Below are 17941 nucleotides of genomic sequence, written 5' to 3' on the forward strand. Positions count from 1 at the left end.
TTCCATCTTAGATTATCTAAAATAGCTTTCTTACAACCTAATTTTATGAATATATAACTTGTAGGTTGTAAACTAAACTATCTTGTAAAATCCACCTTTGGAACTTCCTGTGCTCCCTGACTAGCCTTATAATATGTTTTTTGAGAAAAACCAAATATACCTGAAATTATTGAATTTGGAAATCTTTTTATAGATGTATTATAGTTATTCACAGCGGTATTATAATCTTGTCTTGCTATTCCTATTCTATTTTCTGTACCCTCTAAAGCAACAGATAAATCTCTAAAATTTTGATTGGATTTTAAATCCGGATATCTTTCAACAATTACTAAAAGTCTTGAAAGTGCTGAGGAAAGTGCTGCATCTGCATTTGCTCTATCAGTAATTGTTTGAGCTCCAGCAAGCTTAGCTCTTGCATTTGCCACATCTGTAAATATTGTTTTTTCTTGAGCTGCATAACCTTTTACCGTTTGAACTAAGTTTGGTATTAAATCTGATCTTCTCTGCAGTTGAGTATCAATATTAGACTCTGATGCATTAACTTTTTGATCTAATCCTACAATAGAATTATAACTACCTATTAAAGGTAAAAATATAACTAATAATATTCCTATAACAATTAAAGATGTTTTTAATCCTTTACTCATTCGATACACCACCATTTTTTATAATAGTATATTTATTTTAAGGAATTTTTTTAATAAATATACTAGGCATTAAATTTCTATTTTGTAATATAAATTCATATTTAACGCTAAAATTTTAAAAATTAAATCTCAAAAAATAATAAAGCCAAGAATTTTTGAGATTTTAATCATAACCTTTCAAAAATTCCTGACCTTTTATCAATGTATACTATCATTTTTTATCCTTATTAGTTGGAATAGCAGCAATGTCTGAAATCATAAGATTCTCAATATCTGCTTTTAAAATATTTACAGCCATTTCAATTTCGTTTCTTTCCAAATAATCAATTAAAACCCTATGCAAACTCGTCCTGCTATAATGTTTTCTTTGTATAAAAAAAATAGTCTGTATATTCATAGCATCTTCCAAAAGCTTATATGCATACTGATTCCCATAAATAGAGAATAGTTTAAGGTGAAACTCGCAATTATAATTCCAGCGAACCATAAAATCATTGTCAGGACAATTAGCATGACTCATACAAATGTTTTTAAGCTTCTCGATAAAAGCTTCATCTATATACATATAATAATTTTCCAAAAAAGAACTCTCTAGAATAGAACGAAATTTTACAATTTCCAATAATTGCTGTTTACTTGGCTGAATAATTTTATATCCCTGCCTTGGAATACTTGACAGTATATGAGTTCCAATAAGCTGTGTAAGTGCTTCACGTATTGGTGCACGACTAACGCCGTATTTCTCCATCAAAAACTTTTCAGTTAGAATGGTATCTGGAGAATATACACCATTAATAATATCAGAAAACAAAGCATTATAAATTTGATTTTTTAATGTATTATCGTTTTTTTCACCCATAGAACTACCCCTTTTATTCCAATATTATTGTCAAATCATTATACATTCTAAAAAAAAAGAAGTCAATATAAAAGAACCTGATTTTTGAATAACATATAGATCATCGTTTGTAATCATATCACAAGATAATATATATTATTATCTTTTCCATTAAATTTTAAATTTTTCATAATATATTTGATGTAATCAAACATATTATATACATATAGTATATAATATTGATTATTGAAGCTTACCGTGATATGATTAGTAGAAATACTAAAATATCAATGAATCTTACTTATGTTAGGAATGTATTACATATTCTTATAATCATATTAGTTAGTAACAAAGGGGGCTTTTTAATGGATAAAATCCAATATGACAATTACGTTAAAATATTAAAAGAAGAGTTAATTCCAGCTATGGGATGCACAGAACCAATTGCCATTGCATTTACAGCTGCAAAAGCAAGAGAAGTTCTTGGACAAATGCCAGAGAAAATAGTTATTTGCTGCAGTGGCAATATTATTAAAAATGTAAAGGGAGTTATCGTACCTAATTCCGGTGGAGAAAAAGGTGTGGAAGCTGCAGCTATTTTAGGTGTCGTAGCTGGAAAAGCAAATTTGGAACTCCAAGTTATCAGTGAAGTGAAGCAAGAAGACATCGATAAAGCTAAGGCATTACGCAAAAAGGGGATCTGCAGCTGTAAACTAGAAGAAGGAGAAGAAAATCTTTTTATCCGTGCAGAATTAACGGCTGGACATAATATGTCAGCTGTAGAAGTCAGAACAAAACATAACCACATTGCCAAAATTGAAAAAAATGGTGAAGTAATATTTGAACAGCCTGACGTAGTAACTAAACAATCTGGAGATAAATCAAAGCTCAATATCAAAGACATACTTCAGTTTGCCAATGAAGTAAACTTGAATGATGTACGAGATATTATTAGCAGACAAATTAAATATAATTCTGCCATATCAAAAGAAGGCTTGACTCATAATTGGGGCGCTCAAGTTGGACGAACTCTTATAAAATTTGGTAGTAATGATATACGTACCAAGGCAAAAGCAGCTGCCGCAGCAGGTTCTGATGCAAGAATGAATGGATGTGCCCTTCCCGTAGTCATCAACTCAGGAAGTGGTAACCAGGGAATCACCTGTACCATGCCAGTTTTAGTTTATGCTAAAGAGATGGGAGCGGATGAAGATACACTTTATAGAGCTCTTGTTTTAACTAACCTTATATCACTACATCAAAAACGTTATATAGGAAATTTATCTGCTTACTGTGGAGCTGTATCAGCAGGGACAGCTGCAGCTTGTGGTATTGCTTATTTAAATGGTGGTGATTATGATACAATTGGAAAGACCATAATCAATTCTATCGGCACTGTTGGTGGTATTGTATGTGATGGAGCCAAAGCTTCCTGTGCAGCAAAAATTTCTAGTTCAGTCGATGCTGGTATAATGGGATATGAAATGGCAAAACATGGTTTAGTATTTCCATTTGGTGAAGGACTTGTAGAAAAGGATTATGAAAAAACAATTCAGAATATCGGTCGTGTGGGACATCAAGGTATGAAATCAACTGACGTAGAAATTCTTAATATTATGATAGGTAAATAACCTCTTTTTTATAATTTTTGAGAATGAATTACTATACTCAATTAAACCATAAATATTACCTATAACAACCATCGGATAAAAATATTATTTTTAACTCAACTTTCGCACATAAGAAATTAATTTTATCCGATGGTTATCTATTATAGTACCCGTCACTTTGTTAAAAACTCCTTCTACCCTCTGGCTTTCTAAAAATTTTTTAAAATATTGTAAGATTTTATGACTTTAGTCCCTATATCAATGTGACTATAGAAATCTATTAATATACAAAAAAAGGCTTTATAATTAGATCATCAAAGGAGAGAAATATTAGATTTGCCAACCTAATTCAATAATAAATTTAAGGAGGGGTACAGATGACAGTTAAAAAAAGCTTTTTGATATTCATTACAACAATTATTTTTCTAATTTCCAACATACAATTTGCTGCAGCAAAAAAAAATAATTCTCCACCACCAACTCCAACAGGATTAACTATTTCTAATATTAGTACAAGTTCTCTTACATTGAGTTGGTCTTCAGCATCTGGTGCATCGGGATACTATGTTTATATGGCTTCACCAAATGATGCTAACTATACCAAAATTGCTACTGTTACTAGTACAAATTTAATAAAGTCCGGACTAACTTCTAATACTAATTATTGGTTTTATGTCACAGCTTATAATCGCTACGGTACCTCAACAAGTTCAATCCATGTAACTGCTGCTACCCTACAGGCTTCTATAATACCAACCACATCTAAAAAGCAAATTTTAGGTTTTACAACCTATTATTATTCGGGAGATTCGTCCTCTTACAATTCAATGGCAGCTAATACTTCAACTATTGATGAAATAGCTACGCAAACCTATACTACAGACAGTCTTGGCAATATTTCAGGATTAGTTCCAACTAACCAAATTAGCTATGCAAACAGTAATGGAATTAAAACCTATGCAATGCTTCAAAATAATTTTGATGGCAATATTGCAAAATCAGTACTAGAAAATCAAACAAATAGACAAAAATTAGAAAATAATCTTTTAAACGCAATAAAGGTAAATGGCTACAAAGGCGTAAATGTAGATCTTGAAGGAGTTTTCTATTATGATAGAAACTACTACACAACTTTTGTACAAGAACTTTACAATTTGTTAACTCCACAAGGTTTTTCAGTAACCCTTTCAGTACCAGCTAAAACAAGTGATAGTACAACAAATTCTTGGAGCGGAGCATACGATTATGCTGCATTAGCAAAGTATTGTGATCAAATAGCTATAATGACCTATGATGAGCACTATCCTGGTGGGACGGCAGGTCCAATTGCATCTATATCTTGGGTTGAAAATGTAATTAAATATGCAGTTACGGTAATTCCAAGAGAAAAAATTATGTTAGGTGTTGCAGCTTATGGTTACGATTGGTCATCAAATGGTACAAAAGCTTATGGAATAAATGGTATGTACAATATTGCAGCTGCAAACAATGCGTCTATACTGTGGGATAATATATCAAAATCACCATATTTCAATTACACAGATACTTCTGGTATAGCTCACTCAAATTGGTTTGAAAATGGCCAAAGTTTAGGATATAAATTAGATTTAGTTAATTCCTATAATTTAAATGGTATTGCCATTTGGAGATTGGGGCTTGAAAATGCAGACTATTGGACAAGCATAAAAACAAAATTTAATAGATAAAATATCGGTATAATGACAAATTTAATTACCATAAATTATTTGCTCAACTTTTACAGATGACATTTGACAGAAGACAGAGGACAAAGAAGGTAAGTTTTCCTCCTTACGTCAGAAACCTAATTTATTTTTAAGCTTGTTTTGCTAACGCAAAACAAGCTTAAAATTTATATAAGTCAGCAATATTTCGCTTTAGCGAAATGAGACATTAAAAATTTAATTAAAGATTTTCCGTAGTGTAACGAAGAAAAATTCTCCTTCCACTGTCCTCTGTCAATTGTCCTCTGTCCTCTTAAAAATATTGTTTCGCATTATTTTTACATTAAGTAAAATCTTCATATGTGCGAAAATTAAATTATTTACATTCTTCTAATTGCCTTATATAATCAATAGGAAACTGAGTACGCTTAGCTGTTTCTTCAGGTGTCAAACCTTCATTTAAAAATCGCTTTATAACACTTACCATGCTTTCTCCAACCTCAATAATATGTTTATCGGGATCATAAAACCTGATGACTCTCTGCCCCCATGGATGTTCTTTAACATCATGAACATATTCTATTTTATCAAAATTCTTTAACCTATCTACAAATCCATTTAAGTCCTCTTCTTCAAAATAGAGTTCAAAATTATTTGACTTATTGGTAACTTCATTTTTATTTATATCAATAAGTTCTGCAAAACCTTTCTGTATTGCAAAGCTGTTTTCAAAAGTAACATTTTCTCCAAAATCCATGGTTACCTTCTGATTAAGCACTTTTTTATAAAAATTTTTTGAAATCTCAATATCACTAACGGCTATAAGTGGACATACAAATTTCATTTCAAACATCTCCTATATATATACTTTTCTAACATTATTCATTATATATCAATATTTAAAAAGTTCATTGTAAAAATCAGACGTGTTCTTGAAAAATTCTTTAGGAGAAACTCCACATATTCGCTTAAAATCATGAATAAAATGTGATTGATCAAAATAACCCAAGATTTGAGATGCATTTATGTAACTTTTATTCTCAGCTTTTTTTAACATATTTATTGAATAATTTACCCTAGAAATTCTTAAAAGCATTTTTGGATTTATCCCAATATACTCATTAAACAATCTATTTAAATGACGCTGGCTTACATATTCACTTGATGATAATTCTTTTACTGTTATCACTCCATTTGCAGCTTTAATTTTCTCTAAGCTAGATCTCATAACTGCATGCTGCTTATTATTTTTCTCTACTGCTTTCAAAAAAATCCTGTTCACCATTGAAATCATATCATCTGCATTATTTGCAATCTCGGCAGCATGATTTAATGAATCATACAAACACTTGTCAACTTCATCTACTTGTGTTTGAATATCACATAATTCTGATTGTTTTATACCAGTAATAGCATGCAGGCCACCAGGTACAAACTCAATAAAAAATCTTATTTTTTTAGAGTTCACATCATTTTTTACTATAACCGTCTTCGTTGTTGCTCCCCAAAGGCTTAATAAAAAATTATTATTTTCATAAGTATATATAATACAACCACTGCAGTCAGGTATTAAAGTTAAATCACCAATATTATCACTGCACCTTCCCATTTCTTTTGGATTAGGAAATAATATAGTATAATGTGCAATATATTTTCTAAGCAGAGGATGAGGCTCTATGTATATGTAATTAGGTGTCTCTTTTATTTTTAAATGTTTCTTTACTGAAATATCATTAAAGAACAAATCTACTCCTCCTATGTAAAACTATTTTCCTGTTAATTTCACATATGTTGGAAGATGTTCTGTATGTGGAAGAAACTTATCTATAATATATTTGGTCTTAATCTTAAGACTTGAAGTATTAATACAAGGATGACATCCCACATATTCCTCTTTTATTACATCCTCGTCTATCAAAAGTTTTACGTTATGATCTGCATCATTCATAAGTCCCATAACACTCACAGATCCTGGTGTAATATTAAGATATTTTTCCATATACTCCGCTGGTGCAAATGACAAACGAGAAGATTGAATCTGAGCAGACAATTCTTTTGTCTTGAACTTTTTATCGCCAGGCATCATAAGCAAATAAAAGTCAGTTTTCTGGCTGTTACACAAAAACAAATTTTTACAAATAGTAATCCTCAAAAGCCTTTCTACATTATGACAATCCTCAATGCTTGCCGTTACATCGTGATCTATACGACTATAAGGGATGTCAAGCTCCTCCAGCAAATCATAAACTGCCATCTCCTTAGATAATCTAGAATCTGCTGGTTTTGTAGTATAAATAGTTGAATCAATATGTATCTTTGTCACTAATTTAATTACCTCTCTTTCTTAAACATGGTATTATAAGTATCAAAAGCTCTTGTAAAAATAGAACATTTTGTCTCTTAAAAAATTACCTTTATTGCGGTACCCTCTCCAACCTTACTTTCTATATCAATCCTAGCATTATGAATTTTAGCGATTTCCACACACAAAGAGAGTCCAAGCCCTACACCATTACTAGCCCTTGCCCTGGATTTGTCCACCATAAAAAATGGTTCCATTACCTTTGATATGTCCTCTTCTGGAATACCAATTCCGCTGTCCTTAACTTCCAATATTATATTAGAAGCATCATATTTATATACCTTTAGGTATATTTTATCACCAATTTGAGATGCTTTAACGGCATTATCAACAAAATTAGTTATCATCACCGTCATTAACTCTTTATCCATTGATAAATTTAAATCTTCAGCTGAAATTTCTAAATGAATATTTTTCTTCTCCAATTTTGGCTGCATGGAATCTTTAATTTCAACTAGAAGCTTAAGAACATTTTCACTTTTCATTTTAAAATCTTTTTTTCTCAAAATAATTAAATCCATTAATTTGAAGGCTAATTTTTCTAATCTCTTGCCTTCGCTGTATATATAACTTAAGGAGTTTATAAAGGTTTCCTCATCATACTTAGTAGTTCTAAGAAAATCAGCATAACCTATTATAGAAGTTAATGGCGTTCTAAGCTCATGAGCAAGATTATCAATAAATCTCTGCTTATCCTCTGAAGCCATCTTTAGTTCATTTATTTTATCCTCCACAACATCTGCCATATCATTAAAGTTTTTTGATAATAATCCAATCTCATCATCCGATATTACCTTTATTCTTTCACTAAAGTTTCCAGCAGCTATTTTTTGAGTGGTTCTAATTAATTTATTTATAGGATTTACTATAAGCTTACTTAATGCTACAGTTACTATAATTAAAATTATACAAACAAATATATTTAATTTTAAAAGAAGATTCAACAAATATTTCTTATTGTCATAAATACTTGAAACATCCTTAACATAAGAAATTTTATAGTAATTATTGTCTAAATTTATTTTTTTCGTTATAAATAAATAGTTTTTTTCATCAATATCACGTATTATATACTTCACTTTATTAAGCTGAACATTAAGTTCCTCTCTTCTATCTGATATATTCATGCTTAAATTAGTAAAAATAACTTTATTTCTATTATCTATTACCTCAATATATATATCCTGTTTTCCAAAATTATTTAAATATGTACTAATCATTGAATCTATACTTTGTTTATCAAGCTCAGTCTTGTAAGAATTAGACTCTTTTTGAATTTTAAACAAAAATAAATTTGATTCTACAAAAGAGCAAAATCTTTGCTGTTCATTTATTCCAGAATTAATTTCTGTATTAAGATTCAGTTTAAAATTACTGTTAATTAAATATATTGACGAAGGAACAAAAAATATTTCAAATATAACCAAGGTACATAAAAATATCTTCTCCCAGAACTTCATTTAACCCTCCAGCCTATACCCTAATTTAAATACAGTTTTAATTTTATCTTTCCACTGAAGCTTTTTTCTCAATTTTTGTATATGGTTATCTATTGTTCTAGTTTCTCCAACATAGTCATATCCCCAAATTTTTTCTATTAACTTTTCTCTGGTTAATACAACATTTTTATTTTGTACTAAAAACACTAATAATTCAAATTCCTTTAAAGTAAGCTCTACAGCTTCACCTGCTTTCCTAGTTGTCATTTCTTCTAAATTTATCTCTACATCTTCAAAATTTATTACATTAGTATTTTTATTATAATGTCTAAGCACATTATCAATTCTAGCCAATAATTCAATACCTTCAAAAGGTTTGGTTATATAATCATCTGCTCCAGATCTAAGACCATATACCTTATCTGTAACAGAAGTTTTAGCAGTTAAAAATATAACTGGAATTTCTAGAGGCTTTATCTTTTCAAGTAGTGTAAATCCATCTATTTTAGGAAGCATAACATCTAAAAGTATTAAGTCAAAGCTGTCATTTTCAATTTTCTTTAAGGCTTCTTCCCCATTGAAAGCTGTTTTACACTCATAATTTGCCATATTTAAATTCAACTTTATTAAGTTCGATATTGGAAGCTCATCCTCAACAACTAATATTTTTATCATGATTTGCTTGTCCCCCTATTCATATCTGTAATTTCACTTTTTTAAGCTTTTTATTTCTTAGTTTTATACTAATCCACCATTTAACTTAAGTGGAAATAATCAAATTAAATATATAGTCTCTGATTATTTCCACTTTAAACTTATTTACTAATTAATTTTAATTTGTCTAATTTGGTTATTAAGGTCCTTTTTCATAGAAGGCAAAAGCTTAATACTCTGTAGTTGATAATATACTACAGAATAATCTTTAAGATTTATTTCAAATTCGGCATCTCTTCCGTCATCTAGCTCACATCTTACTAATAGCCTGCCAAAGTTAATATTTTTATCAACTTTTATAGTATTACCTTTAATTTTCTTTCCTATTTTTTTGCAGAAGCTTAAAGTCGCATCTTTAATTCTATTATCAACAATTGCAGGCTTAAAATCCTTGTCCGAGTCATTTTCAGCTCTTACACCTACTATTTCACCTGTTTTCTCATCTATAGAAACAGAATAGTTACACATCTTATTTTCATCATAATTTTTAGGAGTGAAAAGAATATATATCATTCTCTGATCTTTTGCTTTAGCCATATTTTCTGCCTCTACTTTTGCATCTTCTGGATGTTCTTTTGAGTATTTTTCCCTTATTTCTTCAAATTTTTTTTCACCCTCTGAACTTTCTTTTTCGTCTTTCTTATTTAATTGTTGTGTTTCCTTCGCAATATCAGCTGATCTGTCTACTTTAATTTGTGAAAAATAGTTTGAATCTTTTCCCATGTAATTTTTCATTGCTTCTGTAGCTATTTTAATTGCTTCTTCATCATTCATAGTTCCCTGCTTTAAAGCATTACTATTACTCCTATTTTCTGCTGCTGCAACTACATTTTTAGTAGTATCCATTTTTTCACTTGCATAGGTAATTCCTGAAGCACCTCCTACTACTAATAATGTTAAAGCCCAAACTAATATTTTTTTTCTATTCATAATAAATACCTCCAAAATTGTATTTAGCTGTTTAGCATGCCAAAACATCTTTACTACAATATAAAGTATATATTAGAGATATGTAAAAACCATCCTTCACTTGTCACCAAGTTGTAAAATCTATGAACAATTTACCATATAATAATATCTATTATATATACATTATAATATAATATTTAAATGTCTACAAAATCAGTTTAAAAAATTGATGTTAAATTTATAAAATCGTATAATTATTAAAAAAGAATGACAAAACAAAATTTAAGGAGAATACAACTATGAATAACAAAATTCTAATTATAGATGACGATAAAGAACTTTGCTCACTACTTCAAAAAAGCGTTAGCACAGAAAACATAGAAGCAGACTGCTGCCATTTTGGAACTGCTGGTTTGTCTGCCCTTAAAAATAGTGAATACCAACTAGTTGTTCTTGATGTTATGATGCCTGGAATAGACGGCTTTGAAACACTAGAAAGAATTCGTAAAAAAAGCAGTGTTCCTATTCTTATGTTGACTTCCAAAAATGACAACAGCTGCAAGGTGAGAGGACTGAGAGCTGGAGCTGACGACTACCTTACAAAGCCTTTTAATATAGACGAATTTATTGCTCGTGTTATTTCGCTAATTCGCCGCTATACTCGTTTCAATCCTTCTGATGTACAAGCTTCTCAACTTGTTTATAAAGGACTAACAATAGATTTAGACAGCAGGACGGTTACTGTTCACAATGGCACAGTAGAACTACCACCAAAAGAATTTGATATTCTTTTATACTGTGCAAAAAATCAAGGAAAAATTTTAACAAAAAAACAGATTTATGAAGAAGTTTGGGGTGAACCCTATGCATACGATGACAGCAATATTATGTCCCTTATAAGTAGGATACGTAAAAAAATCGAGAAAAATCCAAGCAAACCTACCTTCATTCAGACAGTAAAGGGAATTGGATATCGATTTAATAAGGAGGTATAGCAAATGGATTCATCTACTTTGTTAATGCTTGCTGCTGTTATTACAATTGCCTCACTTATACTAGCTTTTAGTTTCTTAATCAGGTTACTTCAAGCAAAAAGTAAATTAAAAAACATTTTAGAGATCTTAAACGATATTCAAGCAGGTAATGGAAACCATAAAATTTTAGCAAGTCCCAATGATATAACTGCTGTTATTTGTTACAAAATCAATGACATTGTTTATAATTATGAAGAACAGCTTGCTTCTCTTCGGAAGGCTACTGAAACTAATAAACAGCTTATGACAAGCCTTTCCCATGATGTACGTACGCCTTTGACTACTTTAATTGGCTATTTAGATGCAACACATAAAGGAATCGTCCAGGGAAAAGAACGAGAAACTTATATAGAAACAGCCAGGCACAAGGCACATGATTTAAAAGATTACATTGATGTTCTTTTCGATTGGTTCAAATTAAATTCTAATGAAGAAACTTTTTCTATTCAGCCTTTTGAAATTTCAGAGTTGACAAGGGATATATTAAAAGACTGGATACCTATTTTCGAGGAAAAAACATTGGATTATGATATAGATATTCCTGAACGCCCCATAATAGTAAAAGTGGATTCAGAAGGATATACTCGTGTTATCAATAATCTGATACAAAATGTTCTGACACACAGCAATGCAAGTCATATTAAAGTTTCCGTTTCAAACAGATCTAATCAAGTTGAAATATGTATTACTGATAATGGAAAAGGAATATCTAAAGAAGATATTAAACATATTTTTGAACGACTGTATAAATGCGATAAAGGTCGATCTGAAAAAGGAAGTGGCTTAGGTCTTTCCATTGTACAACAAATTGTGAAAAACATGAGTGGTACAATTTCCGCATGTAGTGAACCATATAAGTATACATCATTTACTATAAAGTTTCCTTTAAAGAAATAATTAAATCTCTACTTTAACTATACTTTTTATCTTTTTTTAAAAGCAAGGTTAATACAAGACTAATGCAAGGTTAATGCAAGGTTCACATGTTATACTTTTTCTTGTAACTACAAAGGAGGTTTGAATAAATGAATGATTATGTTATAGAAACTAAAAATTTAACTAAACAATATGGCACTCAAAAGAGTGTTGCTGATCTAAATATTCATGTAAAAAAGGGACGTATTTATGGACTTCTAGGAAGAAACGGTGCTGGAAAAACAACTACCATGAAAATGCTTTTAAACCTTACCCAGCCAACTTCCGGAGAAGTTTTCATTTTTGGCAAAAATATTAGGAAAAATGAAAAAAGAATTCTCCCACGTGTTGGTTCTCTAATTGAAGCACCAGGCTTTTATCCCAATCTCACTGGTACAGAAAATTTACGTATCTTTGCAGAATTACGTGGTATTCCTAAGCTTGATGCAATTAAAAATTCGCTAAAATTAGTTGGTTTGCCTTATAGGGATAAAAAACTATTTTCAGAGTATTCTCTTGGTATGAAGCAACGTTTGTCAATTGCTCTTGCTGTAATGCATGATCCAGAGTTATTGATCTTAGATGAACCAATTAACGGACTTGATCCTATTGGTATTGCAGAAGTACGTACCTTTATCCGTGATTTATGTGACGTAAGAGGAAAAACAATCCTCATTTCAAGCCACATTCTTTCAGAAATTTCCCTTTTGGCAGATGACATTGGTATTATTGATCATGGCGTACTACTAGAAGAAGAAAGTCTCCAAGAATTAGAAAATAAAAATAGTAAGTATATTCACTTTGATCTTTCAGATACCTCACAGGCAGCACGCATATTAGAATCTGTATTTAAGAGTAAAAATTTTAGAGTAGTTGATGATCATAATATTTTGCTATATGATACCAACTTACCACAATCAGCAATTAATAGATCCTTTATGCAAAATGGATTGGAGGTTTCTGAATCTCATCTTTGTGAAGATACTTTAGAGGACTACTTCAAGAAAGTAACTGGGGGTGCCGGAATTGCTTAAACTAATAAAATGCGAATTTTGGAAACTTAAGCGAAAAAAATTTATTCAACTGGTAATTGCTGCAGCTTTTATGTTTCCTATTCCCTTGACATATTATGCTCTCAAACCATCAGTTATGCAGAGATACAATGGTCCTGCAGATGCCTTTAATGGATTATTTAACGATGTACTTGGTTTCGGAATGCAGTTTCTTTTACCTTCTGTAATTGGTATAATTGCAGCTATACTTTTCTTTATGGAACGTGACAGTAATACATTCAAAAGTTTGAAGACAATCCCAGTTACTATCGAACAGATGATTTTTGCTAAAATTTCAGTATTGTTTATATTTAGCATTATCTTTTGTGTAACCTCTACAATAGCCACGGCATTATGCGGCATGATGGTATTTAAGGTAAATGGAATGTTACTAAAACTACTTATGTCTGTTGAAATAGGAATCTTTATAGCAGCAGGAACATTGCCTCTAATTGTACTGGTGGTCTTCTTCAGCAGAACATACATTTTCTCTATCTTGCTGTGTGTGTTTTACAGTATATTAAGTTTGAGCGCTACATCCCTTTATAACACACTTCCCAAATCAATATTATGGCTTATTCCCATGTCGCTTACTGAATTTTGGAGTGCAGGTTTTATGGCACGTCATACCAAAATGAATTTATCTGAGCTATCAGGACTTATTCCATCAACACTTTGTGTCGTCACTATTTTGTTCATTATGGCTGTAGTCTCTATATATTTGGCAATTAGGTTATACAAAAAATGGGAGGAGTAATAAAAATGTGGAGAATTGTTAAAACAGAACTTTGGAAACTAAAACGTTATAACATTATTTGGGCTGGAATTACACTTATGCTCCTTTCGATATTGTTAACTTTATTCACTTCTATGGCAAAGGATGGTTCTGTATGGGATTTTAGATATCTAATAGAACAAGTGATTAAAAATAATATGTCTACCATTTTTCCAATGTGTATTACTTTGATTGCTGGATATATTATCACCCGTGAACAAAAAGATGACACTTTGAAAAATATTTTGACAATTCCTATTTCCTTCAAGCAGCTTCTTATAAGTAAATTGATTGTATGCGGAATGTTGTCTTTATTTCTTGGTATTGTGTGCACTGTTTTTACAATTATAGCAGAAATCTTTGCTGGCTTTCCAAATTTTTCTTTAGGATTGACAATACAAGCTCTGTGGCAAATTACATTAGTTAATCTTTTTCTCTATCTTGCTGTGATACCAATCATCATCATAACAAGCCATTTAACAAATGGTTTTCTAGCTGGTGTTATTGTTGCTTTTGTATATGGTTATGTTGGTATGCTGTCATCAGACAATATGCTGCTTGCAAATCTGTGTCCAATTACTGCAGGTCTTGGCATAATTCAATATAGAAGCTACGATTCTTCTATTCATTGGAATGTACTATTGAATCTTTTAAGTATAGGAATTTCACTGTTTTTTTCCATCCTTTTGATTCATTTCACTGGAAATTCTATTAAACTAAAAAAAGCTTCTAAAAAAGCTGCAAAACATACACCAAAAAAAGGATGGTAATAAATACAGTGAATTTAAATATTGAATAGCTAAAAGTTAAACAACAAAATCTACTATCTTTTGTTGTTTAACTTTTAGCTTCTGATATAAATGCCCTCATTGCAGCTGTTACCCATTTATTCTTATGATATAGTATTTGTGTTGTCATATTAAATTTACACCCATCCAAATCAAATCCAACAAGCTCACCATTTTCAAGCTCCTTTTCTACCGTCATAACAGGAAGCAGGGTTATTCCAAGATTGCTTATGGTAAAGCTCTTAATTGCCTCAATACTTCCAACTTCCAAGGCTATATTAGGTTTTAAACCTGATTTTTGAAACATTTTCTCAAAAATATTTCTATAGCTGCACCCTTTTTCCGTTACAATTAAAGGCTCATCTTTAATGTCTTCCATTGTAACTTGTCTTTTACCAGCAAGCCTATTTACTGGAGACGTTAAAAATATCATTGGTTCATTATAAGATACACAGGATATCAAATCTGGGTCAACAATTGGTTTATCCAAAATAAATGCCAAATCAACTATATTGTTTTTAAGCATACTTCGCAAATCTGAACAAACACCTACTTTAATTATCACTTCCACTTCAGAATATTTCATATGATATTTTTTAAGCAGTTCTGGGAGTCTCATAGTGCATAGGGATTCTACAATCCCTATTTTTAGAATTCCACAGGGAAGATCTATTTCACTTACTGCCTCTTTAGCTTCCTCTGTAAGGCTTATTATATTTTCTGCATATTTAAGAAGCACTTCACCCTTTGAAGTAAGGTGTATTTTCCTTCCAACTCTTTCAAAAAGTTTTACACCAAGTTCTTCCTCTAAAAGTTGAATTTGGGTCGTAATAGTAGACTGGGCATATCCCAATTCCTCTGCTGCCTTAGTATAACTTTTTAAATGTGCAATTTCAGAAAATGTTCTTAGGTTTCTAAATTCCATATCATACCTCCACTTACTTCAATAAAACTGAACTGTACTTTCAAATAATTCAATTTTATTAATAGTTAATCTTATGCTACTATAAATCTATTGGAAATTCAATGAATTTTTTAAGGTAAGCTTTTGCAAAAGTATACTGGTTTTAATTGTTCAATTATGGCGCGTTTTTGAATCTATTATTAAAAATAATATTATACTATTAGGGAGGAAATTTATGGATAGTAATTTTATTAAAGAAATGGCATATTCATTTGGTGCCGACGTATGTGGAATTTCAAATATAGAAAGATTTGATGATGCTCCAAAAGGCTTTCATCCCTTAGATGTCTATGCTAAAACAAAATCTATCATAGTATTTGGTAAACAATTTTCAACAAGTTTGTTTGAAACAAACACTAACGTTCCCTATACATTTGTTAAAAATAAGTCTGTTGAACTACTAGATAACATCTCTATTCAACTTACTATTAGTATTGAATCAAAAGGCTACAAGGCAATCCCTATTCCATCAGATGAACCTTATGAATATTGGGATTCACAAAATAGGCATGGACGAGGAATATTATCATTAAAACATCTTGCTCAAGCATCTGGAATAGGATGTATTGGTAAAAATACTTTACTGATAAATAAAAAATATGGTAATAGGCTCTACCTTGGAGCAGTGCTTACTGATACAGAATTAGAAGCAGATAATTTATTAGACACGCTATGTCCTGATAATTGCACTATTTGTCTAAAAGCTTGTCCTCAATCTGCACTAGATGGAACTACAGTAAATCAAAAAAAATGTAGAGAGAAATGTGCTTCAGTAACTGAAGGCGGAGGATTTGTATATTCATGCAATATTTGTAGGAAAGTATGCCCATTTTCAAAAATATAACTAGCTATAATAAAATTAAAGAAAGGAAGTAAATTTTAGTGAAAGTTTGGTTCTTATTAATACATTCCATCACTAAATATAAAATATGAATAAGAGTAAAAATATTGGAACAATAACACTTTGTGGTCTTATAGTAGGCCCGGTGCTAGGATCAGGAATAGTTCTGTTACCACCTCTTGCCTACAAACTGATTGGAAAATGGGCAATACCAGCCTGGATTATAATAATGCTGCTTGGCATTATATTTGCCTATGTTTTTGTATTTCTAAGCTTGAAAAGTCCTGGAAATGAAGGCGTTGCAATCGCTATTGGAAATGTATTTGGGAATTTTTTTCGAGAACTGACTTCAAACTTTCTTACAGCTGCAGTTTGTTTTGGCCCCACAGCAGTTTTAATTACAGCTGCAAACTTTTTAAAAAGTTTTAGCATATTTTCAAATATTAAAGTTGAAATGATTGCATTTGGAATGGAAATTATATGTGCCCTAATTCTTATATGTGGTGTAAAAACTCTGGCAAAATTTACTTTAATTTTAACAGGACTCACAGCTGCACTATTATTTTGCGGAAGCATATATACCTTGATTTTTGCTTCAAATGTACATGCACCTGAAACATCATTTTCTTTTTCTAAGTTTGGATATACCCTTTTACTTTTATTTTGGGCAATCATAGGATGGGAAATCATAGGAAACTATATAGAAGACATAAAAAATCCAAAAATGACACTTATAAAAGCAATGACAATAAGCCTTATAGTTATTATAAGCTTATATATTACTGTTGCACTTTCCGTACAAAATGTATCTTCAAGCAATCATGATATACTGGCAATCATGACCCCATTATTTGGTTCATTTTCTCTGCCTATAATTGCTGTTGCTGCATCGGGGCTGTGTATGTGTACTTATCTTATGATAGTTGGAGGAGTTTCAAGAATGAGTGCAAAGCGTGCTGCAAACAATAAACTGCCCTTTTATCTCTCATATATAAACAAAAATGGAAGTCCCATCAATGCCATAATAACACTGGTATGTATACATCTTGTAGTTTTATCTCTAGCAGCTGCAAATTTTTTAAGTCTGGACAAGATTGTAACCTGTGCTAACGTATTTTTTCTATCCAATGCAATAGTTTGTTTAGCTGCGGGATTTAAACTACTCCACAACATTAAACTCAAAATTGCAGTTTCAATACTCATTGTATCATTTACACTATTGTTGTTTAAAGCAGCTTTATGGAGCATTTCACTTTTAATTATAGTTATACTTTTATCTTTATATAGCAACAAAAGACTTAACAAGGAGAAAGTCCCTAGTTCCTGCGGTTAAAATACAAATAACTCAACTTTCGCATATATAAAATTTTT

Annotated in this window: 18 protein-coding genes; 9 read left to right on the plus strand and 9 right to left on the minus strand. The window is 30.8% G+C overall.

All coding sequences use genetic code 11. The annotated features are described in order from the left end of the window. Positions 1–77: 77 nt before the first annotated feature. Together CLRAG_RS19510 and CLRAG_RS19515 are read right to left on the minus strand one after the other, a co-directional pair. Positions 78–647 (minus strand): LemA family protein, encoded by a 570-nt coding sequence (locus CLRAG_RS19510; RefSeq protein WP_065079936.1) that lies wholly within the window; start codon positions 645–647, stop codon positions 78–80. 211 nt (positions 648–858) lie between these two features. After that, positions 859–1506, minus strand: a complete 648-nt coding sequence (locus CLRAG_RS19515; protein WP_065079937.1) for a GntR family transcriptional regulator — start codon at positions 1504–1506, stop codon at positions 859–861. A gap of 344 nt (positions 1507–1850) precedes the next feature. On the opposite strand from CLRAG_RS19515, the gene CLRAG_RS19520 reads away from it, so the two are divergent. After that, a complete protein-coding gene (locus tag CLRAG_RS19520; protein ID WP_065079938.1) occupies positions 1851–3116 on the plus strand; it encodes an L-cysteine desulfidase family protein in 1266 nt (421 codons plus the stop codon). A 356-nt stretch (positions 3117–3472) separates the two neighbouring features. After that, on the plus strand, positions 3473–4801 hold the full coding sequence (locus tag CLRAG_RS19525) for a glycosyl hydrolase family 18 protein (protein ID WP_065079939.1): 1329 nt from the start codon (positions 3473–3475) through the stop codon (positions 4799–4801). Positions 4802–5153: 352 nt separating this feature from the next. Here CLRAG_RS19525 and CLRAG_RS19530 read toward each other — a convergent pair whose 3' ends face one another. From CLRAG_RS19530 to CLRAG_RS19555, 6 genes are all read right to left on the minus strand, one after another. Next, positions 5154–5621 carry a VOC family protein gene (locus CLRAG_RS19530; RefSeq protein ID WP_065079940.1) on the minus strand — a complete coding sequence of 156 codons (468 nt, stop codon included), beginning with the start codon at positions 5619–5621 and terminating at the stop codon, positions 5154–5156. 48 nt (positions 5622–5669) lie between these two features. After that, complete coding sequence (locus CLRAG_RS19535; RefSeq protein ID WP_065079941.1) at positions 5670–6521, minus strand: helix-turn-helix domain-containing protein; 852 nt, start codon at positions 6519–6521, stop codon at positions 5670–5672. Positions 6522–6542: 21 nt separating this feature from the next. Then, positions 6543–7100 (minus strand): prolyl-tRNA synthetase associated domain-containing protein, encoded by a 558-nt coding sequence (locus CLRAG_RS19540; protein ID WP_065079942.1) that lies wholly within the window; start codon positions 7098–7100, stop codon positions 6543–6545. Positions 7101–7177: 77 nt separating this feature from the next. Continuing rightward, a complete protein-coding gene (locus CLRAG_RS19545; protein ID WP_065079943.1) occupies positions 7178–8599 on the minus strand; it encodes a sensor histidine kinase in 1422 nt (473 codons plus the stop codon). Beyond that, positions 8600–9253: a response regulator transcription factor gene (locus CLRAG_RS19550; protein WP_065079944.1), complete on the minus strand. Its 654-nt coding sequence runs from the start codon at positions 9251–9253 to the stop codon at positions 8600–8602. It abuts the gene before it with no gap. A 147-nt stretch (positions 9254–9400) separates the two neighbouring features. After that, on the minus strand, positions 9401–10222 hold the full coding sequence (locus CLRAG_RS19555) for a hypothetical protein (RefSeq protein ID WP_242872187.1): 822 nt from the start codon (positions 10220–10222) through the stop codon (positions 9401–9403). Positions 10223–10500: 278 nt separating this feature from the next. Between CLRAG_RS19555 and CLRAG_RS19560 the strand changes: the two genes are divergently transcribed. From CLRAG_RS19560 to CLRAG_RS19580, 5 genes are all read left to right on the plus strand, one after another. Further along, the gene (locus CLRAG_RS19560) at positions 10501–11196 is read left to right on the plus strand and encodes a response regulator transcription factor (protein WP_065079946.1); all 696 of its coding nucleotides are present in this window, start codon (positions 10501–10503) and stop codon (positions 11194–11196) included. 3 nt (positions 11197–11199) lie between these two features. Beyond that, complete coding sequence (locus CLRAG_RS19565) at positions 11200–12132, plus strand: sensor histidine kinase (RefSeq protein ID WP_065079947.1); 933 nt, start codon at positions 11200–11202, stop codon at positions 12130–12132. Positions 12133–12260: 128 nt separating this feature from the next. Further along, positions 12261–13184: an ABC transporter ATP-binding protein gene (locus tag CLRAG_RS19570; RefSeq protein ID WP_065079948.1), complete on the plus strand. Its 924-nt coding sequence runs from the start codon at positions 12261–12263 to the stop codon at positions 13182–13184. After that, positions 13168–13959 (plus strand): ABC transporter permease, encoded by a 792-nt coding sequence (locus tag CLRAG_RS19575; RefSeq protein ID WP_476695876.1) that lies wholly within the window; start codon positions 13168–13170, stop codon positions 13957–13959. The genes CLRAG_RS19570 and CLRAG_RS19575 overlap by 17 nt, the downstream gene beginning before the upstream one ends. A gap of 5 nt (positions 13960–13964) precedes the next feature. Next, entirely contained in the window at positions 13965–14747 is a 783-nt protein-coding gene (locus CLRAG_RS19580) for an ABC transporter permease (RefSeq protein ID WP_065079950.1), read from the plus strand. Positions 14748–14814: 67 nt separating this feature from the next. Here CLRAG_RS19580 and CLRAG_RS19585 read toward each other — a convergent pair whose 3' ends face one another. Continuing rightward, complete coding sequence (locus tag CLRAG_RS19585; RefSeq protein ID WP_065079951.1) at positions 14815–15690, minus strand: LysR family transcriptional regulator; 876 nt, start codon at positions 15688–15690, stop codon at positions 14815–14817. Between the two features lie 214 nt (positions 15691–15904). On the opposite strand from CLRAG_RS19585, the gene CLRAG_RS19590 reads away from it, so the two are divergent. Both CLRAG_RS19590 and CLRAG_RS19595 read left to right on the plus strand, forming a co-directional pair. After that, positions 15905–16573 carry an epoxyqueuosine reductase gene (locus CLRAG_RS19590; RefSeq protein ID WP_065079952.1) on the plus strand — a complete coding sequence of 223 codons (669 nt, stop codon included), beginning with the start codon at positions 15905–15907 and terminating at the stop codon, positions 16571–16573. Between the two features lie 85 nt (positions 16574–16658). Beyond that, positions 16659–17903 carry an APC family permease gene (locus tag CLRAG_RS19595; protein ID WP_065079953.1) on the plus strand — a complete coding sequence of 415 codons (1245 nt, stop codon included), beginning with the start codon at positions 16659–16661 and terminating at the stop codon, positions 17901–17903. Positions 17904–17941 lie beyond the last annotated feature (38 nt).

The sequence above is a fragment of the Clostridium ragsdalei P11 genome (assembly GCF_001675165.1).
Classification (GTDB): Bacteria; Bacillota; Clostridia; order Clostridiales; family Clostridiaceae; genus Clostridium_B; species Clostridium_B ragsdalei.